We start from the raw sequence: 17,246 nt of genomic DNA, 5'->3' as shown, positions 1-17,246 counted from the left end.
ACAAACCCTAAGCAAAAAACCAATAGCAAACCAAGATTGCAGCAACGATGCCAGCTAAATCCGCAGCTAAACAACAACCCACTGCATATCGACTGTGCTTAATACCTACTGCTCCAAGGTAAACGGCTAACACATAAAACGTGGTTTCAGTGGAGCCCTGCATAACCGAAGCTAGCCTGCCGACAAAAGAATCAGCCCCATGAAACTGCATCGTTTCAATCATCAGTGCTCTGGCGCCTGAGCCACTGAGAGGCTTCATAAAGGCGGTAGGCAATGCGTCTACAAACATAGTATCTAATCCCACCATGGCGACCATTGAGGCAACCCCACCGGTGACCATTTCCATTACGCCTGACGCTCTGAGCATACCAATCGCAAACAACATGGCCACCAAATAGGGAATAATGCTAATCGCTACCTCGAAACCCTGTTTTGCACCGTCAACAAACAATTCATAGGTATTTTGTTTTTTACGATAGCCAGCAATTAGCACCACCACAATAAAAAGGAATAACGCGAAGTTAGCAATTAAGCTTGATTGAGCAGCAAGTTGTTCTGACGCCAGTTTTGAAAAATATAGAATAATCGCCGCTAACAAACTAAATACACCCACCAAATAAGTAAGCACTACGCGGTTAAATAAATTCACTCTTTGTACGGCGCAGGTCACAAACAACCCTGCTAGCGTTGAGCAGCTAGTGGCTAACAGAATGGGTATAAACACATCAGTGGGTTGAGCTGCACCGGCGTCGGCGCGATACAGAAACACCGCGATTGGAAATAAGGTCACAGAGGAGGTGTTCAACACTAAAAATAGTATCTGAGAATCAGTTAGGGTGTCTTTCACAGGTGATAGCGTCTGCATATCTTGCATCGCTTTTATACCAAAAGGAGTTGCTGCGTTATCTAGGCCTAAAATATTCGCCGACATATTCATTGTGATACTGCCAAGCGCGGGGTGATCGCGAGGTATATCAGGCATTATTCTGCACAATAACGGCGCAAGCACTTTAGAAAATTTAGCTACAAGGCCTGAATGTTCGGCAACTTTGAATATCCCTAACCAAAACGCGAGCAAGCCAATCAGACCGATAGCAATTTCGACACTTGTGCGGGCCATGCTGTTGACCGCTGTCATTACCTCTTCAAATGAACCGAAGTCTCCAGTTACGAACACATTGTAACAGGTGGCAACAAAAGCGCTGAGAATGAAACCAAGCCAAATTTTATGAAGCATGTGCCCTCTTTAGTTTTTGTTATAGGCCATAGTCTTTAAGTCTACGACATAAACAGCAAAACTAACAAGGTTGCGAAGCGAAACACCTTATAAAATACAAGGAGACCGCAAATTATTATTGTTAAATGCGCTTTAAAACCTTTGCTAAAGACTGCACGCAGTAATCTACGTTATGTTGATTGCAGCCAAAACCCATCAATCCAATACGCCAAACCTTGCCCGCCAACTCGCCTAAACCCGCGCCTATCTCTAGGTTATAGTCATTTAATAATGTCGCTCTAACCAAGGCGTCATCCGTTCCTTCGGGAATCCGAATCGAATTTAATTGAGGTAAGCGATAAGACACATCCACTGCCATTTCTAGTCCAATCCCCTCCAAACCTAATTTTAGACTTTGATGTATTTCGGCATGTCTGTGCCAACTATTCTCGAGGCCTTCTTGGTGCAACATTAATAAGCTTTCGTGCAGTGCATATACGCTATTCACTGGTGCGGTATGATGATAAGCGCGTTTTTGTCCTTGTCCCCAATACCCCACCACTAAATTCATATCTAAAAACCAGCTCTGTACAGGTTTTTTGCGGCTTTGAATGACTTTTACGGCTTTGTCACTAAACGAAATAGGTGCCAAGCCCGGTACGCAGGACAAGCATTTTTGCGTCCCGGAATAAATCGCATCTATTAGCCAATCGTCTACTCTTAGCTCGACTCCTGCCAGTGATGTCACGGCATCAACTATGGTTAAACAGTTAAATTGCTTGGCGATTTGGCACAGCAGTTGCGCATCATTGCGCACGCCAGTAGAGGTTTCAGCGTGCACCAAAGCCACGGCTTTGGTATCCGGATGCTGCCTGAGCGCCATTTCTAACTTTTCGGGTTTACTTTGTTCGCCCCAAGGGTCTTCGAGGGTAATTACTTCAGCCCCTACTCGCAAAGCGTTTTCTTTCATGCGATTACCAAACACGCCGTTTATGCAGACAATAACTTTGTCGCCAGGCTCTATAAGATTAACAAACATAGCCTCCATGCCAGCTGAGCCGGGGGCAGATAGCGGCATGGTTAGCGCATTTTCAGTGCAAAAGGCATATTGTAGCAGCGCTTTTGTTTCATCCATCAAACCAATAAAGTCAGGGTCCAAATGCCCTAAGGTCGGTCTGCTGAGAGCGTTTAGCACTCTTGCGCTTACATCAGAGGGCCCAGGACCCATCAGTGTTCGTTGTTTTGGCGTAAATGTAGTGATCGCGTCGAGGACTTGAGCCATAAGAAAACCTAAAAGAAGTAATTTTGTTTATGATTACATAGCAAAAGTTTCGAGACCACTATAAAGATAGAAAATATGTTTGATATTGGAAATAACGAACGCTTATGTAAAAGCACTTGTTATACATTGATTATCTGTGGATATGTTTGTGAATAAGCGGTGAGGAAACTGGTAAAACCTGTGAATTAAAAAGCTCTATGATGCTGAATAATATGTATTATTTAAGGAAAAGCCATGGACATAACAGAACAAATTCGCATAATTCTGTGAATATTATCAAAAAGCTATTTATTTTATATCCTGTTTTGCGCTATAGTTATCCGTCTTGTAAAGTATTTGTAAACGCTTCTCCCATCTAATGGAAGTAATTGACGATTTTTAGCAGTTGGAGTCTTGAGCGGGATTCTATGGATTTTCGTTTTTATAGTTAGCGCAAGGCTCTTAAATGAGCCATCCCCTAAGCCTGGAACATTTGTTCCGGGCCTTTTTCTTTCTGGCCCAGCTATTACCAGGATAAAGAGTCTATTATTGCTGTTTATTGCTGTGGGTTTAAACCTGCCATAAAACGCTGCGCATTTTCCTGATAGTGTTTAGCTGAGGCCTCTAAATGACTTTGCTGCGCCTCACTTACCGTTTTTACAATTTTTGCGGGGCTGCCCATTACTAGTGAATTATCAGGGATAACCATATTTTCAGTGACTAAACTATTTGCACCTATTACGCAGTACTTGCCAATCTTTGCACCATTAAGCACGACCGCATTAATCCCAATCAGCGAATAATCGCCAATCGTACAGCCATGCAGCATCACTTTATGCCCAACAGTAACGCCCTTGCCAACAAGTAACGGCAAACCATAGTCTGTGTGCAATACCGACAAATCTTGAATATTGCTGCCCGCGCCAATATCAATCAATTCACAATCGCCGCGCACAACGGTATTGAACCATATGCTGGAATTGGCGCCCAATTTAACTTTACCGATAACCTGAGCGCCCGGTGCGACATAAGCTGAGTTGTCTTTGATTACGTGGTCTTTATCTAATGAATACAACATAGTTTCTCCAAGTTTAATCTTTGATTTGACGCATTAAGCCTTCTTGAACTGAGGTCGCTACTAACTCACCCTCTTTATTATAGATCTTACCTTGCACAAGTGCCCTAGAGTTACCACTAAACGGACTTTCCATTTCATATAGCAGCCAATCATCAAACTTAAAGGGTTTATGAAACCACATAGCGTGGTCAATAGTAGCCATACGCAGACTTTTATCCTGAGCGGCTAAACCATGAGCCTGAAGCGCTGTAGACAAAAAATGATAGTCTGATGCATAGGCAAGTGAAGCTTGGTGTATCGAAAGGGTCTCGTCCAATGGGTCTCTGCCACGCATCCAAAGGTTGCGTTTGGGTTCACGTTTAACGGCTCTAAAGGAGTGCGCACCACCGATGGTGCGAATATCCACCGGGCGATGATAGCTTAATGCTTGTTTCATCCTTTCAGAAATTTTATGAACGTTATCGTCATAGTATTGTAAGTCTTGGGTCACATCTTCTGGCTTTGGCGCGACTGGCATTTGTCCGTGTTGATGGGTCAAGCCCTCTTCGGGTATTTGAAATGAAGCCGTCATATAAAAAATATTGCGCCCGTTTTGGATGGCTTTAATCCTTCGGGTTGAAAAACTGCGGCCATCTCGGACATTCTCGATGTCATAGATAACAGGCTTACTTGCATCACCGGGCAGTAAAAAGTAAGAGTGAAAAGAGTGAATGACCCGCTCTTGTGGGACAGTATGATATGCCGCCATGACCGATTGGCCGAGCACTTGCCCACCAAAAAGCGCTGGGTAACCAAGGTCCCAAGAATCTCCGCGATATAAACCCGCTTCTAGCTGTTCTAAGTCAAATAAATGTGCGAGCCTTACGTCAGACAATGGCATTCTCCAAATTGGCTATAATGTGACAGACAATACTTCAACGCTTTATTCCATAATCAGTGTTATGCACTTTGACTTTGACCTTGTTCAAGTTGGTGCGGGTTTCGAGGATAAAACCTTGTGGGCATCATCTCTTGATATTCATAGGTGCGAGTGTCTTTATAAGGTAATTTCATGAAACCAGAAATACCCAAGCCGTCGATATGTGGGACTAACGCAATAATGTCTTTTAAAATACGTGCAAAGGTCGCTTCTTGTTCATGATCAAGCAAAGTAAAATAATTATGGATCTTAAGATGCTTTGGCAAAGCTTCAAAAATTATACAGCCGGTATGATGAATACTGTTCAACTCTTTGAGGCATTCGATAAGCGGCAGCGGCAGTTTTAAAAATTCGTCAGGATCATCACCATCCTCAAAATATGAATGGGTTCTGGTTTCATTTTCGACGATAGATTTTTTGCTCAGATCATAGGGGATATTGTCTTTTACCAATGGTGAAAACGGTGTTTGTTCATCCTCTCGCTCAAAATGGAGGGTGTTTTTAGCATTGAACATGCAACTTTTGAATATTCCGCTGCGATTAATCGCTCGTGCGAGCACAATCATGTTATCAACTGAGCGGTCAAACGACACTTGAAGGCTCGGATCATAGAGTTTGAGACTCGAATCAACATATATTCCGTCTTTTTCCCACTTTATTGCTAAGCCCCCTACAACAGGGTATTTGCCTAATCGACTAACCGCAGATATAAACCCTTTCTCGGTTTCCCCCATGCCTTGCAGGTAGTTTTTATAATAGCGTTCAAACTGCTCATCGTTAAGATAGTTTAAATCCTCAACGTTAATTCCCGATTGCTGACGCAAAAATGATTTACGGGAGCTGTAAACAACCGTTTCAATATCTTTTTTGGTGCCGCTAATCCACGTTGGCAACATACAAATTTTGCTGTCTGGCTTCGGTTTAGCAAAGACTAGGCGTGACAGGTGATGATAGTTTGCCATAAGCCAATCCCCGCCCTGCTCTCGCACTCTCGCTTCATCGCTCATCATCGCGTGTAAACATTCGGCAAGTGCCTGGGGTAAACCTAAACTTAAAGGTGTAATCGCTTTACGCCCAAAGCGAGACGACTGACCGCTCGCTAACGCATAAATTGTGCTTGCTAAGCCTTGCTCATCAAAACGAGGCGAACTCATTTTGCCGTCGAGCTGATCATCCCCGATAAAATACACGTCACCGAGCCTCGCATTTGTTTGCTGTAAGTCGCCCGACATTAAGTCCATGACATTGTCGCCAACATATTGCTGATGTTCGTCGACTTGCGCAAATACGCACGATCCCCAATCTATCAGAGATAGAATCTTTTGCTCTGGCTCCCACACTAAGTTCGAAGGCTTTACATCGCCGTGTACAATCGGCTTTTTACTGCCGTTGCTTTGATGCTGTCGCAGTGCCAGTAAAATATCGCAAAGCTGCACTAATATTTCTACCAGCTCGTTTACCGGTAGCGGACCTTGAGATAGCGAATACTGCTCTAAGTCATAGCCAGGGGCCAATTGCATAACTAAGATGGATTGACGTTTGATTTTTTGAAATTGAATGAGTTGCGGCACAGACGGATGCTGCACCAGCCCAAGCATATAAGCCTCTTCTTCTAAACGGTCTTGAATATGCTGAGGCAAGGTTGCTCTGGAGAACTTAAACACGTGCGACTCGCCTAAAGGCGACCTGCCGCTAAATGCAAAACCAAAAGCGCCTTTACCAATAATTTTAATATTGGCATAACCAAGTTTACGAAGCTGAGATTCACAAAGCTTAAACCAGTCTTTTAAACGTTTCGCATCTTTGTGCGATAGCAAATATACCGACTGATCGTCGGGTATATAAAAGTGTTTAAGGCCAATTTCTTTCATTTGCTTCCAATCTGATATCGCAATAAATGCAGGTAAATTATTCGGGTTTCACCAACCATTTCAGCCCACTTAAATCGTTGTTATCTGCTCTTAGGTCTAATTTCAGGACCGCTAACACTTCGTTTAAGTCCTTCTCAATCTGATAAGGTGGGTTGATCAAGCAGATGCCTGAGCCATACATTCCCGTCTTTTCATTTGGCGCCCGTTCTGCAAACTCCACAGTGAGCAGGCCACCGGAGCACTTTTGTTGGGTCAAATTAGCGAGTTTGCGCAGCATATTTGCACTGTAGCCTGATTTGGGATTATCTTCTACTTGCTTTGTAGTTCTACTAATACGACTCGCAGATAACAGCGGATACCAAATCATGTAGGTGCCATTTGGCCATTTTTTCAGCACATCACTTATTGCATCGACAAGGTCTTGGTACTCTTTAGCTTGTTCGTAAGGAGGGTCAATTAGCACCATTCCGCGATTCGGCACCGGCGGGGTAAGCGCCTTGAGAACTTCAAATCCATCGCGCTGATGCAGTTGCAATGTTTGACCTTGTACTTTACATATTTTTGCAGTGTCTTCTAGCGCATTGAACATACCTGCAGACAGTTCATTTGCGTGAAGCTTATCCTGCTCTCTTGCAAAATACGATATTAAATAGGGTGAGCCTGGGTAAATTGATTTTGCCTGAAGTTCGCTAATCAGACTGATGTATTTGTTCAGTGGAATATTATTAGAATAGGTGTTCTCTGACAGACTGTTAAGCTTGTCGAACGCGGTAGCGTCAGCTTTCTCATGCACATTGCTTAAATCATAGAGGCCAGAGCCGGCATGAGTATCCAGTGCAAAATAGGGTTTAGCTTTTTTGTTTAACTTTTCGAGAACGGCAATCAATACGATATGTTTTAAAACATCAGCATGATTGCCAGCATGAAACGCATGTTGATAACTTAGCAAGTCATATATCCTTAAGACCAAATATCTAAATAGAAATCTGAGCCTGCAAACATTTGGGGCTGTCAATTTCGAGTGTTAGCATGCTACTTTAGGCAAGGTTTCAATGCTAGATATTGATACGCGATAGGAATAATAAGTTGAAATATAGCTCAGCATTGTGCAGTAATTACCCAAAATGCTGAGCCTTAGCAGACCGCGCTATCTTAAGTTAACCAGCATTTTTTGAGGGTGAGCAAGATAATCCATCCATAGGTTGTTAAATTTAACCATAGTTGCACCGTCAATCACGCGATGATCACCTGACCAATTCACCATCATTATATTTTGTGCAATCACACTGCCATCATCGGTAAAGCGCGGTAGTTTTTGAGTTTTCCCTAGCGCCACAATTGCCACCTCTGGCTTATTAATCACCGGTGTTGCTGTAATGCCACCAATCGCCCCTATATTCGAAATACTAATACTGCCACCACTTAAATCCGCATTCGAAAGTTTACCTATGCGGGCGCTCTCAACAATACGATTGACTTCTACCGCCACTTCTTTAAGTGACAAATGCTGGACATTTTTAATGCTTGGTACAAGCAAACCAATTTTGGAATCTACCGCCATACCAACATTATGACTGCTGAGGTATGTTAGCTCGCTTGCATCGCTGTTTAAGCGACTATTAATTACCGGGAACTCGAGCATCGCCAACGACAATGCTTTAATGAAAAACGGCATAAAACTAAGCTTAATACCTTGTTTTTCGAACTCTGGTTTTAGGCTTGCACGCAGCGCAATCAAATTATCCATAAGCAATTCATCACTCACAGTAAAGTGCGGGATGGTACTCACGCTGGCTAGCATTTGCTTGGCCATTGCAGCTCGAATGCCTTTTATCGCTTCTACCCTGTCGCCAAGCATAACCGGAGGTTGAGTCACGTCGACTGATTGCTGCGCTGTTGATGCATTGGCGGCACTAGTCTTGTCATTGACAGTTTCTAAAGATTGGTGCAAATCTGATTTTAAGATCCGTCCTTTTTTACCGGAGCCTGCAACATTAGATAAAGCTACGTTGAGTTCGCGGGCAAGTCTTCTCACGGCAGGACTGGCAATAGCGCGAGCTGAATCCACCGGAGCCTCGAAATTTTCACCCTGTTTACTTGCAGCAAATTTGTCGTGCACCGCTTTTTGGTCTGCACTTTTAGAGATGCTGGCTTTATTGTTTTGTGACGCAACGTTTTGTCCATCAGAATTTTTAGATGTATTCGCAGCGTCCGAGTGCTGCTGAGTACCAAGATCAGAAGAAATCAGTTGATCGAACAAAGGAGAATGGACTTTTGCAATATCGCCTTGTTTATAATGTAACAGGGTAACCACCCCCGCATACTTTGCGGGAATTTCGACTACCGCTTTGTCGGTCATGACTTCAACGACAACTTGATCCTCTTCAACGTGATCACCTTCGACCACGCTCCACTTGACAATCTCGCACTCAACAATTCCTTCACCAATGTCTGGCAATAGAAATGACTCTGTTTTGCTTTCTGCCTTAGGTGCACTATCGGCCTTGCCATGCGCTTTTGAATGCTCATTGTTTATCGGCGCGGCAAAGGCATCTGGCTGGATTTCCCCATCTTGTCTCATTGCAAAGAGCGGAGCATGTACTTTGGCAATATCTCCTTCTTTATAATACAGCTTTTGCACAACACCGTTATACATTGCTGGGATTTCAACCGTGGCTTTGTCGGTCATCACTTCGGCAACTGGCTGATCTTCAACAATCACATCACCTTCAGCCACTAACCATTTAAGCAACTCACACTCCACGATACCTTCACCGATATCAGGTAAGATAAAATCAGTCATTACAATCTCTCCTAATAATCCATAGTGCGTTTGATGGCTTCGTATGTTTTTAAGTGGTCAGGCATATATTCTTTCTCGTGCGCCAGTGGATAAGGCGTATCTAATCCGCAAACTCTAGCAATTGGCGCCTCAAGATATAAAAAACACTCTTGCTGAATTGTGGCGGCAATTTCACTGGCGAAACCACCGGTTAGCGGAGCTTCGTGATTAATTAATAGACGCCCTGTTTTATATACGGAATCGCACACTGCTTGCGCGTCCCACGGTAAAATACTTTGTAAGTCGATAATTTCACACGAAATACCTTCAGCTTCAGCCATGGCTGCCGCCTTTTCGACGATTTCAACTTGAGCGCCCCATGCTAACAGCGTAATGTCGGAGCCCGCTTTCACTAAATCTGCCTTGCCCAATTCGAGCGTATAATCTGTTTCTGGAACATCGCCCACGGCGGCACGATATAGGCGCTTTGGCTCCATAAACAACACTGGATTATCGTCTCGTATAGAGGCCAGTAGCAAGCCTTTAGCCTGATAAGGATTACGAGGAATAACCACCTTCATTCCGGGGATATGGGCAAAAAATGCTTCTGGAGACTGAGAATGATAGTGCCCGCCTGCAATACCCCCGCCGTACGGCGTTCGGATAGTTAGCGTGCCGCAGCTAAATTGCCCGCCTGAGCGATAGCGAAACTTAGCTGTTTCATTCACAATTTGATCAAAAGCTGGGAAAATATAATCACTAAACTGAATTTCAGCAACCGGCACTGAACCTTGCGATGCCAAGCCTGTTGCAAAGCCAATAATCCCCTGCTCGGTAAGTGGCGTATTAAAACAGCGGCCTTTACCATATTTATGTTGAAGGTTTGAGGTTGCACGAAATACACCACCAAAATGACCAACATCTTCACCAAACACCATGACGCGTTCATTTTCATCCATAGCGGTGATCAATGCGTTATTGATAGCCTGTAGTAAGTTCATTTGCGCCATTATGCGTCCCTCCCAGAAGTCTTCGGATAAGACTCAGGATACTTTTTGACGTGCGCTTTGAGTTCATCAAGCTGTTTTTGTAAATGCCATGGTGGGGTGTCATATACATCTTCGATAATATCTTCTAATGGATTTACCGGTACTTTTTCGGCAACCTTCAGGGCATTCAATATTTCAGCACGAGTCTCATCTTTAAAGGCATCAATGGCATTTTGGTCAAACCATTTTTTACTGTCCATCCATGCTTCAAATCGCAGCACCGGATCTTTTTTAGCCCATTGCTCTTCCTCTTCCTTGCTGCGATAGCCGCTTGGATCATCTGAAGTAGAATGCGCAGACAAGCGATAGGTCATCGCTTCAATCAATACTGGGCAGTTCTGTTCAAGTGCTATTTTGCGCGCTAATTGTGTCGCTTGGAAAACCGCTAACACGTCATTACCATCCACACGAATAGTCTTTACGCCATACCCAATGCCTCTTGAGGCAATGCCATCGCCAGCAAACTGTTCATGTGAAGGCGTAGAAATCGCGTAGCCATTGTTTCGACAAAAGAAAATACAAGGACAATTTAGAACTGCCGCCATATTAAGGCCAGCATGAAAATCACCCTCCGAAGCGGCACCCTCGCCAAAATAACAGATAGTTATTGCCGCCTCGCCTGACATTTTTTGCCCATAAGCGTAGCCAGAGGCCTGTGGAATTTGCGTTCCTAGCGGTGACGAGATAGTCATAAAGTTAAGCGCTTTATCGCCATAGTGGATTGGCATCTGCCGACCTTTGTTCGGGTCAAGCTGATTGCTAAACATCTGATTCATAAATTGTTCGGTCGTATAGCCTCGAAATACTAAAGCGCCCTGCTCTCGATATTGCGACATAATCATGTCTTTATCGCTTAGCGCGGCGGCCGAGGCGACAGTTGCAGCTTCTTCACCACGACAGGCTAAGTAAAAGCTTATACGCCCCTGACGTTGCGCGCCGATCATGCGTTCATCTAAAAGGCGAACATAATGCATAGACTCGAGAATCTTCTGAGCCATTTCTTGGCTTATGTCAGGTAAGCTTGAATCATTAGTTTCTTTGCCGTTTTCATCAACAAGCTGAAGCATGGGAATGTCGAGCAAACCGTTTGTAATAATCTTTGCTTCATGAATGATATTCACATCTGAAAGATGGTTTCTATCTTGCATAACTCAATCCAAAGTAGACACGTAAATGTATTATGATGCCTACTATATTAGACAAGCTTTGTTCACTTAGCATTGCTAATAATTGAAAAGAGAATGAAATAAAAGGAACAAGTGTTCTAATTTAGCCTCTAAATTAAAACACTTATCCTATTTGTTACTTTTTTGTATCTTTAAACAAACATTTCATTAAAGAATGGTAATGGTAGTTTTCTTTTTTCCTCGTGTTGATGTATTACAATGAATGATAGTTAATGTCTGGTGCGAAGAAATATTAACAGCACCACACAAAACGTTTTTCGGAGAGCTAGATGAATAAAGCTGTTTTTGGCCTTTGCTTGATATTGGTTTCAGGATCTACTACACAGGCGCACAATGCTGGAGGCCCAAAAGGCCATCATCCTCTGCAGATAGCGCCACAATCCAGCGGTATAGATGGCTTACTAGAGACTCCCGGGCATGTGGTCAGAAAGCAATATGTTAATCAAGACAAAAATCACAACCGTACTAGCGCTAAGTTTGTTTTCGAACCGACTCTCCCTCCGGGCAAGTATACCTATATCGTAGAGCTCAACGCTCCATCTGTATTGCAAGTTCCCGCGTTGCGTCATTCCCTTGAACAAAGTCGCGGACGCGGACAGTCGATTAAATTTCAGCAGCAACAAAATATAAAGTCGCACGTTCAATATTTGCAAGAATATCAGCAGGCATTCTTAAATGACATTGACAACCTTAATGATAATCTCGTTACACAATATGAATATGTTTTAAACGGTGTAGCCTTACGTCTAAGCCAAGCCGATGCACAACGATTGTCTCTTCATCCAAAAATCACCAAAATTACCCGTGAGACTATATATAGAAAAAACACTGATCAAGGACCGACTTTAGTTGGTGCTCCGCAGTTATGGGAAGGCAACATAGGCAGCTTACCCCAAACTCAAGGCGAAGGAGTTGTAGTTGGTATTATAGATTCGGGAATTAATTCAGACCACCCGTCCTTTGCCGAACGAAGTGGTGACGGCTATGTACACACTAACCCATTGGGTGATGGCGTTTACTTAGGTGATTGTGCTGGACAGTTTCCTGAACTCTGCAACAACAAGCTTATTGGTGTGTATAGCTACCCAAATATCACTAACAGTTATTCAGATACAGATGTTTTTCCCCCCAATTTACCACGCAATGGCGAAGACTATGACGGTCATGGCTCTCATGTTGCAGCAACAGCCGTTGGCAACGTGCTAAATAACTTACCGGAAACGTTGCCAACACAAGGTCAAATAGAATCAGACGGTACGCCAACCGGATTTACCTTTGCGCAAATATCGGGTGTCGCTCCCAGAGCAAATCTTATCTCCTATCAAGTATGTTTTGTTGGTCGCGCTGACCAAAACGACACTTATGCGGGTTGCCCAGGCTCAGCCATTAACCGAGGCATAGAAGATGCGATTAGAGACGGGGTAGATGTTATCAACTTTTCAATCAGCGGAGGTGGAGACCCTTGGCGAGATTCAACTGAGAGTGCTTTTCTGACTGCTCAAAGTATAGGAATTTTTGTAGCAACTTCAGCTGGTAACAGCGGTCCGGGAGTGTCTAGTTCGGTCAAACATTCACCCTGGTATACCTCGGTTGCAGCGAGTGAGCACGGTCGGCAAAATGCCCTTATCAAACAGATCACCAATTTTAGAGGCGGTTTAACGACTCCCAGCGATATTATCGGTCAGAGTAACACTGGTTCGATTACTGGAGCTGTCGTATATGCTGGCGACTTCACTAATTCAAACGACCCTACTAATGATTCTGCCCAATGTTTAGAGCCATTTCCAGCAAACACGTTTAATGGTTTAATTGTAGTGTGTGATAGAGGCGAGATTGCCAGAGTAGAAAAGGCAGAAAATGTCCGAGCCGGAGGAGCCTCTGGCTATATATTGGCAAATATACAGGGCGGCGAAACCTTCTTAGCTAACGATTCTTACGTCATTCCCGGTATTCATATTAATGCAGACGATGGCGATGCGCTGAAACAATGGCTCGCTTCTGGAATTGGGCATCGCGTTACAATAACTGAAGGCAGTGCCGCTCAAAACATTGACCAAGCGCGTGTTGACGTACTTGCCCGTTTTTCATCTAGAGGCCCAAACACCACAATCAGCACTCTAAACCCAACCATGACAGCTCCCGGTGTTGATATCTATTCTGCCTACGCTGATCAGCGTTTTGGGCATGATGGTCACGAGGCCCCTGCTGGCGATTTTAACTATTTATCGGGGACTTCAATGTCGAGCCCGCATGTGGCCGGCGCAGCGGCTCTGTTAAAGTCCTTACATCCGAATTGGACGCCAGACAATATAAGGTCTGCCCTTGCTATGACCGCTGTCACGTCTGTGCGAAGAGAAGATGCTAGTACTCCTGCTGACTTTTTTGACATGGGCTCAGGGCGCATTCGGGTAGATTTAGCTGCACAAACTGGCTTAGTACTTGATGAAACTAGCGCCCGCTATATTGCCGCTGAGCCAGCTAGAGGTGGCGATCCAAGAACGCTCAATTTACCCAGTATTACAGACAATGAATGTGCAACTGTATGCACTTGGACGCGCACATTTACCGCAACTAAAGACGGCGTATGGAACGTCAGTGGACAAACCACAGAGGTCGGATTAAACATTACCGTGAGCCCCACGTCTTTTTCTATTCAAGCTGGGCAAACACAAATAATTGAAGTCAGTATAGACACCATAAATGCCGACAAAAATCGATATGTGTTTGGTCAAGTCAATCTGTCTTCTAACAACTCCCCTGACCTTCATTTGCCAGTAAGTGTTTTACCGTCAATTGGCGACATCCCTACGCTTGTTACAGCAACTGCCACAAGAGATGCAGATAGCATATTAATTGAAGATATCGATGCTATTACTTTAAATAATTTTATTTTAACGCCCTACGCATTAACGAAAGCAACAAAAGTATTTGGCGAAGTCAGCCAAGATTCAGACAACTCCGATTATGTAGATAACCTTAATGATGGCGTGGTAATCACTGAAATAGCTGTTGAGCAAGCTGCGAAGCGCTTAATTGTTGAGCTGGTTGGCTCAAGTGCACCCGATTTAGACCTGTATCTCGTTTTTGACGATAACGATGATGGTGTGCTGTCAGGGTTTGAGGAAATTGCCGCCAGCCAATCGGGTGATTCAACTGAGGAAATTCAAGTCGACTTACCTGATGCCGGTCGATATTTTATTGTGGTTCAAAGCTTCACCGCTAGTGCTAGTGCGACCGATAGCTTTGAGCTTCGATATGCAGTGGTCACAAGCCAACAAGATAATAGTTTAGCAGCCCAAGCACCTAGCTCGCTTTCTGCAAACGTCCCCTTTAATATGCGTATACTGCACCAGCTTGACGATGCCGCGCTAGATGACGACTTTTATGGTGCCATCGAGATGGGCACCAGCGCAGAGAGGCCAGATAATCTTGGTCTAATAGCTGTAGATATTACTCGAGGTGACGATGATATCGTTATCACTGGAGACGCCGCCAGAGTCAGTGCAGGCGATACCGTAAGCCTAGGTGTATTAGTCTCAGGAAATACAACGAATGAAGAGAGAAGCTACGTGATCACTATTCCTGAGATTACTGGCACACGTTTCACTAATTTCGGCGCCGGCACTATACTTCCTGATGGCTTGCGCTTTGTCGCAAATAAACTCAGCTCTGATGGAGCTAGCACCTTACTGAGTTTCGATTTAAATATAGATCAAACTGGCAGTCCAGGACCTATAGCTGTGAATCTTTCCAGCGAAATACAGGGTCGTGCCGGCAATACCGAACAACAGGCTCAAACATTTACATTAGTGCAGGTAGAGGGCAGTCCAACCATTGATTTTAACGGTAACCCGAGTGCCAGTTTAAACGTGTTTGAGGGTCAAGCCTTAGTAGTGCCGATTACAGTAAGCGATCCGAACCAAGACAATATCACCCTAAATTATACACAAACAGCTGGCCCTGCCGTAACAATAAGTCAAAACGGAGGTATATCCACCCTCAACGCGCCAAATGTAGATGAAAACAGCCTGCTAAGCTTTGATGTTCAAGCAAGTGACGGTAATGGTAATACTGCCAGTGCTACATTTACCGTGAACGTAATCAACAATGAACCGCCTGTGATAGATTCGATAAGCGCTCCCAGTGCCGCTGGCGGTGGACAGCAAATTACCATTACCGTAAATGCGAGCGATCCTGAGAGTGATGTTTTGACGATAAGCATTAACGGCGTAATCGGCAACAGCTTTAGCACCACCACACCGCGCAGCGGAACGACAGTCAGCTATGGTATTTCGGTATCAGACGGCATCAACACCGTAACAGATTCGGTCAGCATCAATTTGACCCAAACGCCGATTAATACCGGAAGTAGCGGTGGTGGCGGTTCTTCGTTGCTATGGCTCTTTTTATTAAGCGTTCTTGCCGCTTTACGCAGGCCAATCAATGTTGCGAAGAACTCTCGGGGCCGTTGAGCGCTGTTTCTTATCCAGCGTTCAGGTTATTTAGGCAAAGAAGCGCTATTCATGCCTAAATAGGAAATCTGGCGAGGCGAATTTGTATTACTCGCACTCGCCACGTCATTAATACGGCTGCGGTACTAAGCCCAACTATAAATCCTATCCAAAAGCCTTTTGCAGACATCGCCGGCACAATATGGTCTGTTAAGCCCAGAATAATCCCGGTTGGAAAGCCAATAAACCAATAGCAAAATACGCTAATGATCAGCATGGCTTTGGTATCTTTGTAGCCTCTTAGTGCATTTGCAGAAACAACCTGTATAGCGTCTGAGAACTGAAATATTGCCGCAAATAATAATAGCCCGCTGGCAAATTCAATGACTTCGGCTTCATTTGAATACAGGCTCGCAATATAGTGACTTCCTAAGATAGTCCCCGTTGCGGTAACAGTAACGCTAGCGATCGCCAATACAATTGCCGCTAAATAGGCTGTTTGCGCCATTGGCGTGCGATTTTCGCCAATTACATGTCCTATTCTTATTGCAACTGCCAAACCGATACTTAAGGGGATCATAAAAATCAAAGATGAAAAGTTCAGAGCAACTTGGTGCGAGGCAACCGTTAACGCGCCCAAAGGAGCTAGCAAAATTGCAACAACTGCAAACAAACTCACTTCAGCTAGAAAGGTTAAAGCAATCGGTACGCCCTGCTTGGATACCGCCCATATAAAGGCGAGGTCGGGTTTAGATATATTGCTATACAGTGCATATTCCGATAACTTTTTATCGAGGACCGTATAAATCCATGTGGCAAAGGCCATGACATAAAACACCAGCATTGTAGCTAAGCCACAGCCAGCCCCGCCCATTTCGGGCAAGCCAAATAAACCGTTGATTAAAATATAATTGGCAGGAATATTTACCATCAAACCGGTAAACATGATCACCATGGTAGGACGCGTCTTCGAGAGCCCCTCACAATAGTTACGCAGAGTTTGATATATCGCAAAAGCAGGCGCACTCATCAATACAAAACCAACGTATTCGAGAGTTTCGCGGCGCATCTGAGGGTCCATCTCAAGCATACTCAATAAGCTTGGCATACCCACTACAGATAGCATTACCAAAGCAGCTATGCTCAACGATAAATACAGCGTTTGCCACACTGGATAGGCAACTTGATTGGATTCACGCGCCCCATTAAAGCGCGCCACAATAGGTGTCAAAGCCAGGCAAATGCCCTGCATAAAAATAAATATAGGCATTGTCACGCTGTGACCAATTGCAACCGCGGCCATATCAAGTGAGTCGTAGCGCCCTGCCATGATCGTGTCAGAGACACCCATCATCATTTGCATCAACTGAGCAATCAGTAATGGCCAAGCAATCTTACTTAACTGCGCAAACTCACGTTGAAAGTGCGTCAT

11 protein-coding genes are annotated in these 17,246 nt (G+C 44.3%); 1 reads left to right on the top strand and 10 read right to left on the bottom strand.

Going from position 1 to position 17,246, the window contains the following annotated elements; translation table 11 throughout:
- Nucleotides 1-7: 7 nt before the first annotated feature.
- The 9 genes from AB9H30_RS02150 to AB9H30_RS02110 form a co-directional block, all read right to left on the bottom strand.
- Nucleotides 8-1,237, bottom strand: coding sequence for a nucleoside recognition domain-containing protein (locus tag AB9H30_RS02150; RefSeq protein WP_371192978.1), 1,230 nt, complete (start codon nucleotides 1,235-1,237; stop codon nucleotides 8-10).
- A gap of 121 nt (nucleotides 1,238-1,358) precedes the next feature.
- Entirely contained in the window at nucleotides 1,359-2,498 is a 1,140-nt protein-coding gene (locus AB9H30_RS02145) for an alanine--glyoxylate aminotransferase family protein (RefSeq protein ID WP_371192977.1), read from the bottom strand.
- Between the two features lie 535 nt (nucleotides 2,499-3,033).
- The gene (locus AB9H30_RS02140; RefSeq protein ID WP_371192976.1) at nucleotides 3,034-3,555 is read right to left on the bottom strand and encodes a gamma carbonic anhydrase family protein; all 522 of its coding nucleotides are present in this window, start codon (nucleotides 3,553-3,555) and stop codon (nucleotides 3,034-3,036) included.
- A 13-nt stretch (nucleotides 3,556-3,568) separates the two neighbouring features.
- Nucleotides 3,569-4,429 (bottom strand): acyl-CoA thioesterase domain-containing protein, encoded by an 861-nt coding sequence (locus tag AB9H30_RS02135; protein ID WP_371192975.1) that lies wholly within the window; start codon nucleotides 4,427-4,429, stop codon nucleotides 3,569-3,571.
- Between the two features lie 65 nt (nucleotides 4,430-4,494).
- Nucleotides 4,495-6,345, bottom strand: a complete 1,851-nt coding sequence (locus AB9H30_RS02130) for a protein kinase (RefSeq protein WP_371192974.1) — start codon at nucleotides 6,343-6,345, stop codon at nucleotides 4,495-4,497.
- 37 nt (nucleotides 6,346-6,382) lie between these two features.
- Nucleotides 6,383-7,294, bottom strand: a complete 912-nt coding sequence (locus tag AB9H30_RS02125) for a 23S rRNA (adenine(2030)-N(6))-methyltransferase RlmJ (RefSeq protein ID WP_371192973.1) — start codon at nucleotides 7,292-7,294, stop codon at nucleotides 6,383-6,385.
- Nucleotides 7,295-7,492: 198 nt separating this feature from the next.
- The gene (locus tag AB9H30_RS02120) at nucleotides 7,493-9,148 is read right to left on the bottom strand and encodes a dihydrolipoyllysine-residue acetyltransferase (RefSeq protein WP_371192972.1); all 1,656 of its coding nucleotides are present in this window, start codon (nucleotides 9,146-9,148) and stop codon (nucleotides 7,493-7,495) included.
- An 11-nt stretch (nucleotides 9,149-9,159) separates the two neighbouring features.
- A complete protein-coding gene (locus tag AB9H30_RS02115; protein ID WP_371192971.1) occupies nucleotides 9,160-10,137 on the bottom strand; it encodes an alpha-ketoacid dehydrogenase subunit beta in 978 nt (325 codons plus the stop codon).
- The gene (locus AB9H30_RS02110) at nucleotides 10,137-11,324 is read right to left on the bottom strand and encodes a thiamine pyrophosphate-dependent dehydrogenase E1 component subunit alpha (protein ID WP_371192970.1); all 1,188 of its coding nucleotides are present in this window, start codon (nucleotides 11,322-11,324) and stop codon (nucleotides 10,137-10,139) included. The genes AB9H30_RS02115 and AB9H30_RS02110 overlap by 1 nt, the downstream gene beginning before the upstream one ends.
- 308 nt (nucleotides 11,325-11,632) lie before the next feature.
- Between AB9H30_RS02110 and AB9H30_RS02105 the strand changes: the two genes are divergently transcribed.
- Nucleotides 11,633-15,835, top strand: coding sequence for a S8 family serine peptidase (locus AB9H30_RS02105; protein ID WP_371192969.1), 4,203 nt, complete (start codon nucleotides 11,633-11,635; stop codon nucleotides 15,833-15,835).
- Between the two features lie 55 nt (nucleotides 15,836-15,890).
- Here AB9H30_RS02105 and AB9H30_RS02100 read toward each other — a convergent pair whose 3' ends face one another.
- The gene (locus AB9H30_RS02100) at nucleotides 15,891-17,246 is read right to left on the bottom strand and encodes an MATE family efflux transporter (RefSeq protein ID WP_371192968.1); all 1,356 of its coding nucleotides are present in this window, start codon (nucleotides 17,244-17,246) and stop codon (nucleotides 15,891-15,893) included.

The sequence above is a fragment of the Glaciecola sp. SC05 genome, from assembly GCF_041380235.1.
Taxonomy (GTDB): Bacteria; Pseudomonadota; Gammaproteobacteria; order Enterobacterales; family Alteromonadaceae; genus Glaciecola.
This window is presented reverse-complemented; position numbering and strand designations above follow the sequence as displayed.